The organism is Methanosarcina vacuolata Z-761 (assembly GCF_000969905.1).
GTDB lineage: Archaea > Halobacteriota > Methanosarcinia > Methanosarcinales > Methanosarcinaceae > Methanosarcina > Methanosarcina vacuolata.
The window spans coordinates 1,954,780-1,971,046 of record NZ_CP009520.1; the positions used below are offsets into that span (position 1 = coordinate 1,954,780).

At 38.8% G+C, this 16,267-nt stretch carries 13 protein-coding genes and 1 pseudogene; 11 read left to right on the forward strand and 3 right to left on the reverse strand.

The features are described 5' to 3' along the window. Window positions 1–273: 273 nt before the first annotated feature. From MSVAZ_RS08180 to MSVAZ_RS20815, 7 genes and pseudogenes are all read left to right on the forward strand, one after another. Window positions 274–636, forward strand: coding sequence for an IS1 family transposase (locus MSVAZ_RS08180; RefSeq protein ID WP_052727922.1), 363 nt, complete (start codon window positions 274–276; stop codon window positions 634–636). 245 nt (window positions 637–881) lie between these two features. Continuing rightward, window positions 882–2,651 (forward strand): alkaline phosphatase, encoded by a 1,770-nt coding sequence (locus MSVAZ_RS08185; RefSeq protein WP_048120085.1) that lies wholly within the window; start codon window positions 882–884, stop codon window positions 2,649–2,651. Between the two features lie 503 nt (window positions 2,652–3,154). After that, complete coding sequence (locus tag MSVAZ_RS20205; RefSeq protein ID WP_157206046.1) at window positions 3,155–3,328, forward strand: hypothetical protein; 174 nt, start codon at window positions 3,155–3,157, stop codon at window positions 3,326–3,328. 170 nt (window positions 3,329–3,498) lie between these two features. After that, on the forward strand, window positions 3,499–3,927 hold the full coding sequence (locus MSVAZ_RS08190; protein ID WP_394297486.1) for a MarR family winged helix-turn-helix transcriptional regulator: 429 nt from the start codon (window positions 3,499–3,501) through the stop codon (window positions 3,925–3,927). A gap of 72 nt (window positions 3,928–3,999) precedes the next feature. Next, window positions 4,000–5,739, forward strand: coding sequence for an ABC transporter ATP-binding protein (locus MSVAZ_RS08195; protein ID WP_048120087.1), 1,740 nt, complete (start codon window positions 4,000–4,002; stop codon window positions 5,737–5,739). A 121-nt stretch (window positions 5,740–5,860) separates the two neighbouring features. After that, window positions 5,861–6,645: pseudogene (locus tag MSVAZ_RS20810) on the forward strand (ABC transporter permease); the annotation flags it as partial. Window positions 6,646–6,777: 132 nt separating this feature from the next. Then, window positions 6,778–7,572 (forward strand): ABC transporter ATP-binding protein, encoded by a 795-nt coding sequence (locus tag MSVAZ_RS20815; RefSeq protein ID WP_232316291.1) that lies wholly within the window; start codon window positions 6,778–6,780, stop codon window positions 7,570–7,572. A gap of 125 nt (window positions 7,573–7,697) precedes the next feature. Here the strand turns inward: MSVAZ_RS20815 and MSVAZ_RS08205 are convergent, their stop codons facing one another. Together MSVAZ_RS08205 and MSVAZ_RS08210 are read right to left on the reverse strand one after the other, a co-directional pair. Then, on the reverse strand, window positions 7,698–8,207 hold the full coding sequence (locus tag MSVAZ_RS08205) for a flavin reductase (RefSeq protein WP_048120089.1): 510 nt from the start codon (window positions 8,205–8,207) through the stop codon (window positions 7,698–7,700). Window positions 8,208–8,492: 285 nt separating this feature from the next. Then, complete coding sequence (locus MSVAZ_RS08210) at window positions 8,493–10,871, reverse strand: PocR ligand-binding domain-containing protein (RefSeq protein ID WP_048120091.1); 2,379 nt, start codon at window positions 10,869–10,871, stop codon at window positions 8,493–8,495. Between the two features lie 765 nt (window positions 10,872–11,636). Here MSVAZ_RS08210 and MSVAZ_RS08215 point away from each other — a divergent pair. The 4 genes from MSVAZ_RS08215 to MSVAZ_RS18800 all read left to right on the forward strand — a co-directional run bounded on the left by MSVAZ_RS08215 (window position 11,637) and on the right by MSVAZ_RS18800 (window position 14,902). Then, window positions 11,637–11,849, forward strand: coding sequence for a hypothetical protein (locus tag MSVAZ_RS08215; protein ID WP_048120094.1), 213 nt, complete (start codon window positions 11,637–11,639; stop codon window positions 11,847–11,849). Between the two features lie 1,355 nt (window positions 11,850–13,204). Beyond that, window positions 13,205–13,435, forward strand: coding sequence for a hypothetical protein (locus MSVAZ_RS08220; RefSeq protein WP_048120095.1), 231 nt, complete (start codon window positions 13,205–13,207; stop codon window positions 13,433–13,435). A gap of 230 nt (window positions 13,436–13,665) precedes the next feature. Beyond that, complete coding sequence (locus MSVAZ_RS08225) at window positions 13,666–13,914, forward strand: hypothetical protein (RefSeq protein ID WP_157206047.1); 249 nt, start codon at window positions 13,666–13,668, stop codon at window positions 13,912–13,914. A 115-nt stretch (window positions 13,915–14,029) separates the two neighbouring features. Next, window positions 14,030–14,902 carry a hypothetical protein gene (locus MSVAZ_RS18800; RefSeq protein WP_157206048.1) on the forward strand — a complete coding sequence of 291 codons (873 nt, stop codon included), beginning with the start codon at window positions 14,030–14,032 and terminating at the stop codon, window positions 14,900–14,902. Window positions 14,903–15,197: 295 nt separating this feature from the next. On the opposite strand, the gene MSVAZ_RS08235 is transcribed toward MSVAZ_RS18800, so the two are convergent. Next, on the reverse strand, window positions 15,198–15,917 hold the full coding sequence (locus tag MSVAZ_RS08235) for a site-2 protease family protein (protein WP_084626104.1): 720 nt from the start codon (window positions 15,915–15,917) through the stop codon (window positions 15,198–15,200). Between the last annotated feature and the right edge of the window lie 350 nt (window positions 15,918–16,267).

The following is a 16,267-nucleotide window of genomic DNA, read 5'->3' on the forward strand; positions in this document are numbered from 1 at the left end:
GGTCTGTGAAGTTTCATTTATTCGATAACTGGATGGGCAAAGAATAAGAGACTGGGTACTTTTCTATTTACATTATGCCATTAAGTTTTACAACAGGTTTTCATCTGCCCATCTATAAAATCTCTTCAATTTCTCTTCCATATAAAAGTAATGTTCCCCGTGGTCCAGGACTTTAATTGTTTAGTGATGCCTCGCTGCAAATGCTGAAATTTCGCCCCATTCAGACAGATTATCGTTAGACTTTCCTTTCAAAGAAATGCATTTTTTGCCAAAATGAAAAATATTCAACGTATTATTTTTGGAGATCCTGAAGAAATAGTTGAAATGCTTGGAGCTAATTCGGAAGATTACATTGGTACTTCATATGTAGAAAGGATAAATCTTACGATCAGGACCTCTCTTGTGAGATTTGTAAGGAGAACAATGAATTTCAGTAAAATAATGAAGATGCATACGAAAACATTTGATTTATTCCAGGCATGGTATAACTTTATAAAACCTCATGATTCTCTAAAATTAAGAATAAACTCTAAAAATAGAAAATGGTTACAAAGAACTCCACCAATGGCAGAAGGAATAACATATCACATATGGAATTTAAAGGAATTACTAACGTTTAGAGTTCCTGTTCAATAACTTAGGGACACGACCACAAATCAAAGTATAAATGAGTATATATTCTAAATATTTTAATAAATAGCGGGTACTGCAAAATAGTGTTACATAGATACCTTTCACAAATATTGAGTATGAATCTGCATATGTTCTATATGTGAAAGATTCAAATACAGATGGCTTCTTTTTTAAAAATGGGATTTGTATTTTTTATATTGCGTTAGACCCGAAACTTAAAAAATTATTCTAAAAGTTGAGGTAATTCTATGGAGACTAAGGAAACAGATACTTTATTTATTATTTCAATACTGGGACTTTTGCTGCTGGGAAACGTTGGTTCTGCAGCAGCTGTACAATTTGATTCGAATTCTAGCGTTAATTTCACGAACTCTACTAACTGCGAATTTCCTGTTACGCCGGAAGCTAATATAAAGAACGTGATTGTCCTGATTCCTGATGGTTGTTCTCAAAGTGTGGAGACTTTAGCTCGCTGGTATAGCGGAAAGCCTCTTGAGCTTGACAATATGGTGACTGGGACAGTCTCGACTTATAGCACTGACTCAGTCATTACTGACTCATCCTCAGCTGCAACCGCATTTGCTGCAGGATATAAAACTACTAACGGTTTTGTAAGCGTCGGGCCGAGCAATAGCTCTGTGTTAAGTACACTGGAAATTCCACCTGAAGAACTGCAGTACAGACCACTTGCAACAGTGCTTGAAGGTTCAAAGCTCGAAGGCAAGGCTACAGGACTTGTAGCAACCTCTCGTATTACCCATGCCACACCTGCGGCTTTTGCTGCTCACGTAGATAACAGAGATAATGAAACCGAAATCATGAAACAGATGGTTTATGAGAATATTGATGTGGTCTTTGGCGGCGGTTCCAGTTATCTCACACCTGTAACTGGGGGAGGAAAAAGGGCTGACGGAGAAAACCTGACAAAAGTACTTCTTGAAAGAGGCTACCAGTATGTTGACAGCAGAGATCAAATGATGAACCTGACCACTGGAAAGGTTTGGGGTCTTTTTGCCAGTAGCCACATGATGCCGGATATCGATCGTTCTTCACTTGCACCTGAACAGCCTTCTCTCTCAGAAATGACCAATAAGTCCATCGAACTGTTATCTCATGATAAAAATGGCTTCTTCCTGATGGTCGAAGGCAGCCAGGTTGACTGGGCAGACCACGCCAATGACCCTAACTATGCTGTAACCGATTTTCTGGCTTTTGACAAAGCTGTTAAGGTTGCAGTTGACTTTGCTAAAAAGGACGGGCATACACTAGTCCTGGTTTTCCCGGATCATAATACAGGCGGCATGACTATTGGCAGCGACTATGATCCCAATTATACATCCACAACCGTAGAAGATGTTATTGCGCCTCTCAAAGGTATGAAACTCAGTTCCACAGGCCTTGAGACAAAAATAGGGACTGATCTTTCATCTGAAAATATCAAAAAACAGCTAAAGACCTGGTGGGGCATTGATGCTACTGATGAGGATATATCTGAAATTCTTAAGCTCTACAACGATGGAAAAGGCCTATCACTTGACTATGCCATCAGCGAGGTAATAAGCCGCAATCACACAGTAATTGGCTGGACTACTCACGGGCATTCTGGAGACGATGTTCCTCTATGGGCTTATGGTCCTGACCATCCGACAGGCCATATGGATAATACCGAAATTGCAGGATATATAGCTAAAGACCTCGGATTTGACCTTAACAAGACCAATTCGAATCTCTTTATTGAAGTGGGGGAAGTTTTCTCCAAAGACAACGGAGATGGGAAACTGGATAAAGATGAATATTTGATGAACATGACAGATTCCTCAAACCCTGTGCTGGAAATTGGAGATGCCGAACTGCCAGTTGACACGAATATTCTTATCAAGAATGGCGTAGCTCATGAGCTAGAAGGAATAGTTGTCTACGCTCCGGCAACTGGTAAAGTCTATATTCCCTGTGAAGCACTTTCACTTGTAAATGGAACAAAAATTAATGGAGCTCAAAAAGCAGCCGAAGCTGCCTGAAAATGTGAGTTAATTGACAGGGATTATTTCCCTTTTCTTGTTTTTTGCTCTGTCTATGGATTGTGAAATGTGAAATATCTTCACCAGACCCACATTTGAGAAGTCCGGAACAGGTTTTAATTTACAAATTGGCATACTTCCCACGCAAGCTGTGGAGAAGTTTCTTTTCTGGTTGTATTTTCTGGTTGTATTTTCTGGTTGTATTTTCTGGTTGTATTTTCTGGTTGTATTTTCTGGCTGTACTTTTACTTAAGATGGTACGGTCAAGAACCCATCGAGGGGTGTCAGTGATCCCTTTCCCTACATTAGAGATAACCCGTAAAATAAATTTTTACATTAATTGCCTTGATATTTCTCTACAAGATCGCCACCGTTATTGACTTCATCGACATCATGTTTGTTTCATGGCGGTTATAAGCAGTTATGACAGCTTCAACCTATTTATTAAAGTATTATGAACCGTGTTCCGAAAACTTAAACTTTCAGGCTCTTCGCTATTCCCCATGGATAAGATGATTTTCAATTCAAGACCGAATTATTTTTATGAGGACATTATGGGGATAGCCACACAAAACAGCGAAGAGCCAAAAATTATATCAGACAATTTAACGAGACGCGAAGAACTGGTATTTTTAGATCAAAGCTTAAAGCATTCAACAGCGCAATGGCTTTTTTGAAAATTTATTGCGGTATCTGATATTATTGTTGACACTGTAAGATAACGTTGCGATATTGATATTTAGGTACCTAAATATATTAGGTGCTTAAATAACAGTGTGGACGTAGTCAAATGCAGAATAAGAATGTGATACAGCTGTATAATACGTTGAACCGTCTGAACAAGCAAATGCACCGTTTTTCTCATAAGGCGGACCACAAACACGGTCTATTCCACATGCAGTCAAAATTGCTGCAGCTAATCGCGAAAAATGAAGGAATTATCCAGCGGGACCTTGCGAAAAAAATGGATATGCGTCCTTCGTCTATGACAGAAGCACTCGGAAGACTGGAGCAACTGAACCTTATTTTGCGTAAACGGGATGAAAAGGATCAGAGGTCAATGCACATCTACCTGACAGATAAAGGCAGGGAAATTGTTGAAGACACTGTCAGGTCCGAAGAAGAATTCATGAAAAAATTTACAGATATCGTGTTCAGAGAAATCTCGGAAGAAGAAATCGAAAAGATGCTTGCAATTACCTCAAAGCTGTGTAAAAGTCTTGATACGCTGGACTTGAAAGAACCGAAAGATTGTAGCGAGGAATGTTGCCAATAATCACTGCCTTTGTAGAAAATAGGGATAACGTTATCATTTTGAATAATTACAAAACAGCAAAAGGATACATTTATGTTTCAACTTATTAAAAAAAATCTTAAGGGCATAGCTCTGATTTGTTCTTTACTTGCTCCTCTTTTGATGTTGATAGAAGTCTTCATGGACCTTCAACAACCAAGGCTTATGTCAAATATTGTGGACATAGGAGTTCAAAACAGAGACCTGGGATATATATTATCGACAGGCTTCGAAATGGTGCTTTGTGCGCTTACGGGATTAATTGGCGGTGCAGGATGCGGTGTGCTCGCCTCATTTGCATCTGTGATGTTAGCTGGAAGTTTGAGAGAAGAGCTTTTTCATAAAATACAATCGCTTTCCTATACGGAAATTGACCATTTCAAAACATCGTCGCTTATTACAAGGCTGACCAACGATGTAATGCAAATTCAGAATATGTTTCTCATGTTGCTGCGTGGCATGGTGCGTTCACCATTGTTGTGCATTGGCGGAATAATTATGTCCTTTTTGCTGAGTCCCCGTCTTGCCGTTGTTTTCTGCATCATTCTGCCTATTCTCATCACTTGTGTCGTATTTGTGATGATGAAATCGGTGCCGCTTTACACGCAGATGCAGCTCTGGCTTGACAAAGTTAATACCGTCATGCGTGAAAATCTGCTGGGTGTACGTGTTATAAAAGCCTTTAATTTAGAAGACAAACAGAATGCACTTTTCGGCAAAGTAAATACGGAATTTACAGAAAAAAGCATACGGGCACAGAACCTGACCTTTACGCTGATGCCGATAGCTACTCTGGTTATGAATCTGAGCATTGTTGCCATCCTGTGGTTCGGAGGCAATATGGTCGTTTCCGGAAATATTGAAACAGGCAAGATAATGGCGTTTGTCAATTACCTTGTGCAGATAACAAATTCTCTTATAATGCTTGTCAATATGATTATAAACGTTTCACGCGCACAGGCATCATCAGGTCGTATAAAAGAGGTTTTGGACTGCGAAACGAGTATTAAGGAGTGCAATTCTCCCGTATTGCCAGAGAATTATGACATTGAGTTCAAAAACGTCAGTTTCAGATACGGCGAAAGTGGAGAATATGTTCTGAAAAACCTGTCGTTCCTGTTTAAGGAAGGGCAGACAATAGGTATTATAGGAGCTACCGGCTCAGGAAAGAGCTCAGTTGTAAGCCTGATTCCGCGGCTGTATGAGGTAACCTGTGGACAGGTCCTGATAGGAGGTTGTGATGTTAAGGATATACCAGTACAGCACCTGCGCAGCAGTATCGGGATCGTGCTGCAGGAAAACGTCCTTTTTCAGGGGACGGTTAAAGAAAATATGAATTTTGGCGATGAAGAAGCAGAGGAGGAAGAAATATGGGATAGCCTTCAAGCTGCTCAGGCAGAAGATTTTATTCAGGCTCTCCCGGACAAATTACAAAGTCAAGTTGAACAAAGAGGAAAAAACTTATCAGGTGGGCAGAAACAGCGCCTTTCCATCGCAAGAACTCTTCTGAAAAAGCCAAAAATTTTGATTTTTGATGATTCCACAAGCGCAGTTGACCTCTCGACCGAGGCTCGCCTGCAATTTGAAATTGCAAAAAAGATGAACGAAAACACGATAATCGTCATTGCGCAGCGTATATCCGGTGTTATGGATGCGGACACAATATTGATGCTTGATCATGGCAGTGTTATTGCAAAAGGTACCCATAAAGAATTACTGCAAAGCAACGAAGTATATCGCAATATAGCCGTTTCACAGCTTGGCAAGGAGGTGCTCCTTAATGTCACAGAATAACGTGATGCCTCGTGATATACCTCATAATATTACAGGCCGTCCCGCGGGGGGACCAGGCGCTTTTCTTAACAGGGAAAAAACAGAAATCAAGGACGTTAAGGAAACACTCATACGCATTATTATGTACCTTGGAAAATGGCGGCGCACATTGCTCATCGTTTTTTTCTGTGCTCTTGTTACAACGCTGATTACAATTATCGGCATTCAACTAAATGGGTACACGGTTGACGAGTTCATATCTAAAAAAGATATTGCCGGACTTGCTCGCATCTGTATTGTCATGGTTCTCATTTACCTTGTTGCGGTTTTTTCTACTTACATGCAGAATTCTCTGATGATCCGTGTTGCTCAGAAAACTTCGGCCAATATCCGGAGCGATCTTTTCAGCAGCCTGCAAAAGCTGCCCCTCAAGTATTTTGATACCCATTCAAGCGGGGACCTCATGAGCCGCCTGACAAACGACGTTGATAATATCAACCTTACACTTTCACAGAGTGTCGTGCAGCTTTTTTCAGGTGTCGTCAGTGTTGTCGGTATGCTGGTAGCAATGCTGCTGCTCAGCCCGTTGCTTACACTGATCGGGCTGCTGACAATGCCTCTGATGTTCTTTACATCAAAAGCCCTCGCCGTAAAGTCCCAGAAGTTTTTTAAGAAGCAGCAATCTGAGCTTGGACGGCTCAACGGATACATAGAGGAAATGGTCTCCGGCCAAAAAGTTATTAAGGTCTTTTCCCGAGAAAAGGAAGTGAGGGTCACTTCAAAGAAATCAACGAAAAGCTTGTCTCCAGTTCTATGAAAGCACAGACGATAAGCAGTGTTATGGGACCGGTGAATAACACTATTAATAATCTGACCTATTTGGTTATCACGGTCTGCGGCGGTATTTTAATAATAAAGGGGTTTGCGGGAATCACTGTCGGCGTAATATTTTCTTTCCTGCTCTATATGCGCAATTTTACCCAGCCGATCAACAATATCCTCAACCTTTTCAGCACTATCCAGTCAGCCCTTGCAGGCGCAGAGCGAGTGTTTGAGGTAATGGACGAAGAAAAAGAAAAGGACGCGGATAATGCCAGAGACATTCAAAACATTGAAGGCAACGTGGAAATAGAATCCGTTAATTTTTCATACATACCGGGTAAGCCTGTACTTAAAGAAGCAACAATTTCTGCGGAAAAAGGCCAGACGATTGCCATTGTGGGACCGACTGGTGCAGGCAAAACAACCATTATCAATCTTCTCACCAGGTTTTATGGCATTGATGACGGGGCAATCTATATTGATGGGCAGAATATAAATGCCATTACTCGAAAGAGTCTGCGGCAGTCTATTTCAATGGTACTCCAGGATACTTTTCTCTTCTCAGACACCATACGCGAGAATATCCGCTATGGCAAGCTGACAGCAACGGACGAAGAAGTTGAACAGGCAGCAAAGCTGGCACATGCCCATGACTTTATTATGCAACTGCCACAGGGTTATGATACAATTCTTTCTGACAATGGCGGCAACCTTTCACAGGGACAGCGGCAATTGCTCAGTATTGCGAGAGCGATGATCGCACAATCTTCTGTGTTGATACTTGATGAAGCGACTTCTTCAATTGATACACGGACAGAGCTGATTATTCAGAGTGCGCTGCTCAAACTGATGCACGGAAAAACAAGTTTTGTCATCGCACACCGCCTTTCTACCATCAAAAACGCAGATAAAATTATCGTCTTAGACGACGGAAGAGTAGTAGAAACAGGCACGCATAACGAACTGCTTCTTTCGGGCGGTTTTTATGCCAACCTTTACAACAGCCAGTTCAAAAAAGGCATGGCAATATAAGTAGTCGGGTGGTTCAACAATGACAGGCATTTGCTCTGCCTTGTGGAATCAAAGTTGAGATGGCGCACCCCGCAGCAAGCTAGCGGGGTATTCGACTGAAATAAACGATTCAAAAAATACGCTATTTAGCGTGTAAGAATTTCGACAATTTCTCCGATATAAAGATCGTGATAATCCTTATCCGCATACCATTGTTCATCAATTTGCTCCATCACAAAGCTTTCAGGTTTGATTGGCTGGCAGCACATTTTTTTGCAGACCAAAACCTTAGAAGCCTCATTATAATAAGGAATTCCTTCATAATGATTTATTGTCAAACCAGATTTTTTCACTTTGTCTTCATCTCTTCCTGATACCGTACCCATATAAGTCAACATTTTTCCATATTTTTCACGGTCAAAGAAAGAAATTGAGAAATTATCTGAACCATCAATAAATTCTTTTGTATAACGACTCTTGCGTACTACAATAAATGCAGCGTTTTTATTCCACATTACACCAAGCCCACCCCATGAGGCAGTCATGCTGTTAACCTTTCCTTCTTTCTCTGCTGTAATTAGCATCCATTCTTTTCCTATCATCCGAAATGGACTAAAATCAAATGCATCTGCTTTCAATGGTTGAAATGTGCTCATATGTTGTCTCCTTTTAAGCTGCATTATTTACATTTGAATTGGTGATATCTTTTATATAGAGCTGATATATAGAGCTGATCCCAAAACGCAAAATTGCTTCTTTGAATATCGTATTCGGATTACAAATAAGAGATTATGATCCTGAAAAATAATTCTGAAACTCTTATTGATGTGGGAATAAAATTGGTTTTGGGATGAATTCTTTACAAAACAGCGTGGCATTTTTTGAAGATACCTATTCCCCGCACTAATTTTTCATCTATTTTATTGTGATTTCAGACCAGCTTAAGCCAGATTATCTTTTTCTGTTACTGTAAATCTCATAATGAATTCTGTGCCATTATTCCTTTTCAATTCAAATTTCCCATCTAATTGGTCTACAAGGGAAGTTATAAGCTGAAATCCCAGACTATCAAGCTCTTCAATTTCAAGATTTTCAGGAATGCCTATACCGTCATCTAAAACGGTGAGAATGAAGTGAGTGCGCTTCCAGTCTTCGTTTATGTTTTTTATACACTCTTTTTCCTCTCTACTAAGTTTAATTTGGATTTCTCCTTTCTCTCTGTCAGGGAATGCATGTTTTAGGGAATTGGAAACAAGTTCATTGACAATTATTCCTAATGGGACTGCAGTATCCATATCAAAAGAAACGTTTTCTTCCAGATTCATGCTTAAGGTGATATTGGAATTTCCAAGCATGTATGTTAATAAAAGATTCTCAGCAAGTTCTTGAATGTACGGGGAAAAGTTTAGTGTTTCGAATCCGCCGCCTCTATACAGTTCTTCGTGTATCAAAGCCATAGATATTACTCTATCCTGGCTTTCTCTGAAGGCTTCCAGAACTTCTGAATCTTTAATATCCTCTCTATCTCTAAACTGTTCAGCCTGAAGGTCCAGCAGAGAGGAAATTACCTGAAGGTTATTCTTTATTCTATGATGGATTTCCTTTTTCCGAGCAGTCTCAATATTTGCAAGAGCTTCTTCAGCTTCCTTTCGTTTGGTGATGTCGATATCCATCTCAAGGATCATGGGAGAACCATCAACGTCTGTGAACGGAAGGTCATAAGCATCAAACATGCTTCCGTTAGGCATGGTGATCTCCCAATGATGGGGTTTACCGGTTTCAAGTACGTTATATGCTTTACAGAACTCACAGGGTTCGTTACGCCCAAAACAATACTCAAAACAATGTTTATCGCCTAACTCGCCAAACTTCTCACGGAAACAACGGTTTGCAAAGGCAATGCGATGGTCAGGTGTTAATAGAGCAACCATTATCGGCAGTGCCTCCAGTACATCAAAGAACCGCTTCCGCTCAGTATCGACAGCTTCGGTAACCTTACGGCGTGATTCGCTCTCGCACAGCACTTCCTCAGCCTGTTTTAGCTTGGTGATGTCAGTCAGTACACCGTCCCAGATTGTTCGGCCGTCGGGCAGCCTGCGCGGACGGGAGTGCAACCGTATCCAGTGAGCTTGGCCGTTGGGCAGCTGCGCAGGTAATTCCATATCGATATCTGATAATTCGAGGGCACTGCGTGCCTCGGCTTCGACAAGCTGTTCTAAGTATGTCCGTGGAACGTGCCTGTACAGTGTGTTGGGATCACGCAGCAAATCGGACATGCTGATGCCGAACAAACACTCGATTCCTGCGCTGAAGTATAAGAAATTGGTACTGCCATCGGGCTCAAGGACATACTGATATACAGCGCTTTCTGGCAGGTTGTTGCTCAGGAGATACAGCCGCTTTTCACTCTCTTGCAATGCATCCAATACAGCATCACGCTCAGCCAGCGATTGATACAGCTTGATGTTGCTGTAGCCTAGCTGCGAAACCATATTGGCAAATGTCGTAAGAAAAGACATGCATATATCCACAGCTATCGGGCTCAACCTCGGAACTTTCTCAAGCGCTGCTATGTACTCCTGCTCATTGAAGCCATATTTCCTGGCCTGGGCTCGGAATAATTCATAGTCTACAGGCTCATCCTCAAAAAAGAACTGCCCTGAAAAGGCATAGCCAACATGCCGGTCGCCTACAATAATGGAAGTCGCTATATCCCACATATTATTTTTGCATTTATTCAGCTTAAATTCTCTTGGGAGAATGCCTGAGGATAGCTTGATGTAATTTTCCATGCAGTGTTTGCAGGATTCGGGGTGAACCCTGTGGAATTTCGTGCAAATGTCCTGCCACCCGGCACATGCCAGAACATTGCCTTTGAGGTCAACCAGGGCTATTGGAATGTTAGCAAGCTTATAGAAATCCTCCATCATGGACTGGATAGCCTGAACATCAATAATATTGGCAAGTTCCAGATTTGGCATCTCCAGAGATTCACTTTCCTGGAGTTTTCCCTCATGCCTTTTACTCTCACTTATATCAAATCCGTAAATGTTTACGCATTCTTGCTCAGGCAAGGGATGAAAAATAATAAAGTATACTCTTTCCCCCACTCTAATTTTTATTTTTTCACTAACTTCCTGGGAAATTACCCTGTGAACAAAAATTTTGATATGCGGAGGCAATTTTTCTCTTACTCTCACGCCCCACTCATGCAATAAAGGCTTTCCCGCTTCATTAGAGTAAAGCACTGTGCCATCCTTTGCCACACTGATTACAGGATTCGGGTTTATTGCCTGAGACTGCTCCATTTTAGCTGTCATTATTCCCCTGCTCTCCCTCTTTTATGCAACAAAATGCCTGATTTTAATGATAATTAAATAAATCAATATTTTAGTTTTTATATTAATATAATTTTAATTATTATGTAATGAAGCATCATTTGCATTCACCGTATTTGTCAACATTAGGGTATCTATTACAATCAGTTCACATCGATACATTATCTAAGTTGACCTTCTTTCTTTTTTGACCTTCTTTCTTTTTTGACTTTTTTTCTTTTGCATAGCTGAGATAAACTATAGACTTAATAAAATATTATAAATTTATAAAATATGCCATTGACATTGTTAAAGAATTTATTGCCAATAAAATAATAGTTAAATTTGGAAATATAAAGGCAGAAAATCTCTTATAACTAAATAAAAGCCTTTAGATAAAGAACTTTTGTCAGAATTAGAAAGCTGTCATTTATATATTTCACTATTTATTAATTATCCTAGTGCATCGATTATACTGAATATGGAAGAAATTCACTGGAAAATATGGAGTCTCATGGGGGAAAAATATGAAAATATATCTCTCTAGTTGCGTTAACCTGCCGAATCCAGGCTAAAATATCCAGGTTCCAAATTTCGGCCTGCCATCTTTAACTATATAGCCATGGTGTATAATCTAAAGATTCTTTATCTATATAGTATATTAGGATAATCTCTATATATTTGATGTGCAAATATAGTGGTTGAGGAGAAGAGAAATCGAACCGAAATGAAGAGAAAACTAAAAACAATAAAAAGAGGTGATAAAAAATGGAAAGACTAAGGAATTTGATCCTCGAAAACGTAGCAATGTTCAATAAGGCGTTTCCGAACAGATTCTGCCATAGTCCGGACGTCATCTCCGCAATCTCATACGACTATAAGTTCACTTACGGACAGGTTGAAAACGAGATCGAGAAGATGGTCCATGAAGGGGTTCTTGATGCAGAACTCTCGGACTGGTATGAGATAAAGCTCGTATAAAGAGCTTGCTGCCTTTCGAGCAGGAATTAAAGAAATAGAAATCACAAAACACTGCACGACGACAAAAAGGACTAACTGAGAAATAGTAAATCGGACTGAGTATCTAAGAACTTAACTGGATATTTGGCCGCTTAGTTAAGTATTTGCACACCAGATCAGGTGTCCAAATCGGATAAAGAAGTAACATACAGCGAAAACTTCCGTACAGATATGAATTCATTAGAAGTTTCGCGGGTAGCTAGATTCTTTTTCCCAAAAACCTTTTTTAATCTTAGATAATTTTAAGAAACGGGCATTTTGAATAACTGCTTTTTTCTGATAATGCTTTTTAAGTAAGTGATTTGCTAATTTTTAAATGTTTATATATTGAAGGCTTTTTTGACAGTTTGATCCTGATTTTTTTATCTGCTGGGCCGAGTGTCATAGATTGTGATATGACTTACATCATGGCAGCCAAGATGATTGCTCAGGGGATATTGGTGGGATTCGCGATTGATAGGTTCCATATTACGGAAGCTACTGTCGCGATTTTTGGCACAGAGTGAGTGTGAATATTCTGGATTGTCAGTGGCACTAAGAAAAGGAGGTTCGCAAGTATCATGCAATATGGTTTGGGCTCAAGTTTAAGGAGCAATGGTTGCGCCAGATATACTCGGGATGTTTTGAACTTAGCTAATTAACACAAAATGTTTTTATATATTGTCCTCATTAATTTATACGGTTCGTGGTAGAAAAGATAAACAAGTAAAAGATAAAACAGTTAATAATAAAAGATAAAACAGTTAATAATAACTGTAGGCTTATTGGATTGATACGAGTTCTAAGATCTATTTTGATAAAAGTTTCCCCGCGAGTCTTTAAAGATGTAATGTTACGTGGTTTAGATAACTCTACTAGATTTTAATGGAGAAATAATAAATAAATGTCAAAAATCGATTTAGAAATCGTAAAAAGTATTGAGGTAATAACTGTTTGTATTACCATCATCTTTGCTCTGTTGAAGTAATAGTGCAAATGCGAATCGATCGGGAAGTCCAATAAACTTATCCCGTACTTTCTTATTTTTGTTCTAATTTTTGCTCTTTTGTGTTTTCTATCTTATTCTGTTATTTATCAGCAGTTTTAACTGTAACCCACGATGGGATTGCTAGACTGATCACAAGTCAATAAGGAAATTCGGTTAACTAGTAGAAACTGAAAAACGAAAAAAAACCAAAACTCGTTATTGGTTAATGAAATTTCTGCAATGGTAACTATGCAACATCACAACACGAACATTATAACATACCCACACGCTAAATTTATATATTATAATTTCCATTTATATTAAATAAATAGAAATAACTGGAGTGCATATGTCACATACAGTCAAGTGTGAAATAAAATGCAAAGAACATAATATCTGTTTCAAATCGCCAATATTTTTCGGCACGCCTGGCACATTTACCAGCGCAATAACGTATGGAAACATTGTAAGCTGTCCCATCGGCGGAGAAATGATTCCATGCAACAAAGACAATATGAGATTCCAATACCGTGACGACAATGGTAGAGTTTTTCATGAGGAGGGCAAGGATACCTTTTAATTCCCTCTAACTTTTTTACAATCCCACGCTGAGCACCTACATTATTATGCCGAATAATGCTAAGCGTGGCACACATATTCGATTAAGGCTTTCAGCTTTACATAAAAAATGTTTGTATTTATACCCAAGTTCATCATTATTTGCGAAAGCCGGCAGATCAATATATCGCACTCTTGGACATATATTTACAGGCGAATAACATGGATAACTTGAACAGAATATTCAATGAAGTGCAAGATATCGAAAAGGCGCAGTCTGACTACTGGAAACAAATAGATCAGATGCAAACGGTTCCTGTTGAAAACATGAGATTAGAAAATGAGGAATTACTAAAAAATATACTCAAAGAATTAAAAGGAATATCGAGAAAACTGGATACACTTGGAGAAATATCTAAAGAACTCAAGGAAATTAGAGAAATATCTAAAAATTTAACAATTGCAGGTGAAACTGCTAATACCTGCATAGGGATTGCGTAAAAGAAGGTCGCAGAATAAAGCGAATCTTTTAGTTCGCATGTGACACTGCATACCCACATCTTACAGTGGGGTATTCGAATAAAATATAAGACAACATAACCAACGAGATGATTTATTGGATAGTAATAAAAATTGTTTTGTTATATGTCCCATAGGGAATGAAAGATCTGCGACTAGGAGATGTTCTGATTTAACGTTTGATTATATTATCACACCTGTGGTTAAAAACCATGGATATAGTCTGAATAGAGCAGATCGTATGGGAAAGACCGGAATGATCTCTAATCATATAATTAAACAACTTCTTGATTCAGATTTAGTTATTGCAGATCTTACGGATTATAATCCCAATGTGTTTTATGAATTAGCAATACGTCATATTACACAAAAACCTTGCATTCAGATGTTAAAATATGGTCAAAAAGTACCATTTGATGTTTATGGAATTGAAACAATTTTTTTTGACATTGACTTAAAAAATGCAGAACAAGCCAAAAATAAACTAGACGAGCAAATTAAATTAATAGAGAAAGGCGAGTTCAAAGGGACGAATCCTATAACGCCAGTTCATGAAAACCCATTAATTCAGCAAGCTTTACAAGATAGTAAAAGGGAATTGAAAGATAATGAAATCTTAATTTCTATTCTCGAAACCGTAAATTACCTTACTAATGAAACAGTTGAAATTCAAAGAGAAATTTCTTCTCTAAGAGAATCTGGAAATTACATCGGAAACTTGGGAAACAAAAGATTTTATAAAAGCTTTAATGACTCCGATCTAAAACGTGATCTCGACTCTATAAATCAAGAATTGTCCTTATTAAATAGTGTCTACATCATATTAGATAATAATGTAGAGAAAGTGGCCGAAACAGTTGAACCTGGTGAAGCATGGGAATTAAATGAAGCAATGGCTGAGAGGGGTGTTATTGAAAACAGGATTGAATTTTTGAAAAATGTAAAGAAGGAAATCGAAAAAATTTATTAAGGACTTTTATCCTAGAAACCAAGTTTTCCCAAGCCTCAACCCTCTCCAAAACATGGCTGTTGAGGATGAAGGTTTTATCATTTTTGGTCTTCGGGATATGCTACAAATATCCCGGCAACTGAACCGCGAAACTCAGTCATGGCCAAACAAAACAAATAATAACTTCAAAAAGCCTTCAAATACCTTCTTCTTGATAAAGCTTAAAGTTGGGCCTTGAGGGTATATGCTAAACTTTAGCTAGCCCAGCACACATATCCCAGGACCCAAACAAAATTCACTAACCCCTAACTAAATATTATACAGATCTATCTAATTCTGAGTAAAATCGATCCTCATTAGATGCGCTTCCATAAATATAGAAAGCAATCAGGGGAAACCAGATATCACCTATATAAATTCCATAAATCGCCATGAGAATAGCAATAAACTTTCCGATGGAAGCTGCACTATGAGTAGCCTTTACATAAGACATTTTCCTGGCAAAAAGTGAACGGAGTATCCTGCCACCATCCATAGGAAAAGCAGGCAGTAAATTAAAGATCCCAAGCACTAAGTTCATTGATCCAAGGACCCAGATAATAAGATATATAGGGTTTTGAGAAAGCGCAGAGCTAGAGGATATTACGTAATTGTATGTGAACAGGCAGATAAAACCTATAATGAGGCTCGTTAAAGGCCCTGCAAAAGCTATCTTTGCTTCCTGTCCGGGTTTCTGTGGGATCTCCATAGAGGCCACACCTCCGAAGAGGAGGAGAGTAATGCTAGAAATATTTGCCCCATAACGTTTTGCAAGATAAGAGTGTGCAAGTTCATGTAAAAGTACTGAGACAAAAAGGAAGATGGCAGAAAGAGTAGAAAGAGTATATCTAACTACAGTTGGCTCAACTCCCACAAAACCATATGGCTGTGAATTGATCGCAAAAAAATATGCAGATATCGGAAGTGCCAGAAGGAAAGATGTGTCCAGTTTGATAGGTATGTCCATTATGTTTCCGATTTTAAAAGATGACTGCATTGTTGAAACAACTCCGTTTTATTTCTATAAAATTAAACAATTAATATTTTAAACTTGAGTTCTGAATCTCTAAAATTCAGATCTTTACTCAACATGTACAAAAATGTAAAATTCATTTTCTATTCGTTCACCATTAGGACCTGGAGGCATTAAGGGTTTTTAGAAACAACATCGAATAATTAATAGATAAGCTTATCCTGAAACTCAAAATTTGATTTTTGAATTTTTGATTTTTGGGTCGTGTCCCTGAGTTATTGATCAATTCCGAAAAAGCGAGTACATCTCACGTATTTAATGAATATATTGAGAGATTCTTGCGCTTTCGGTTTTCAATGATTCAAACCCACTAC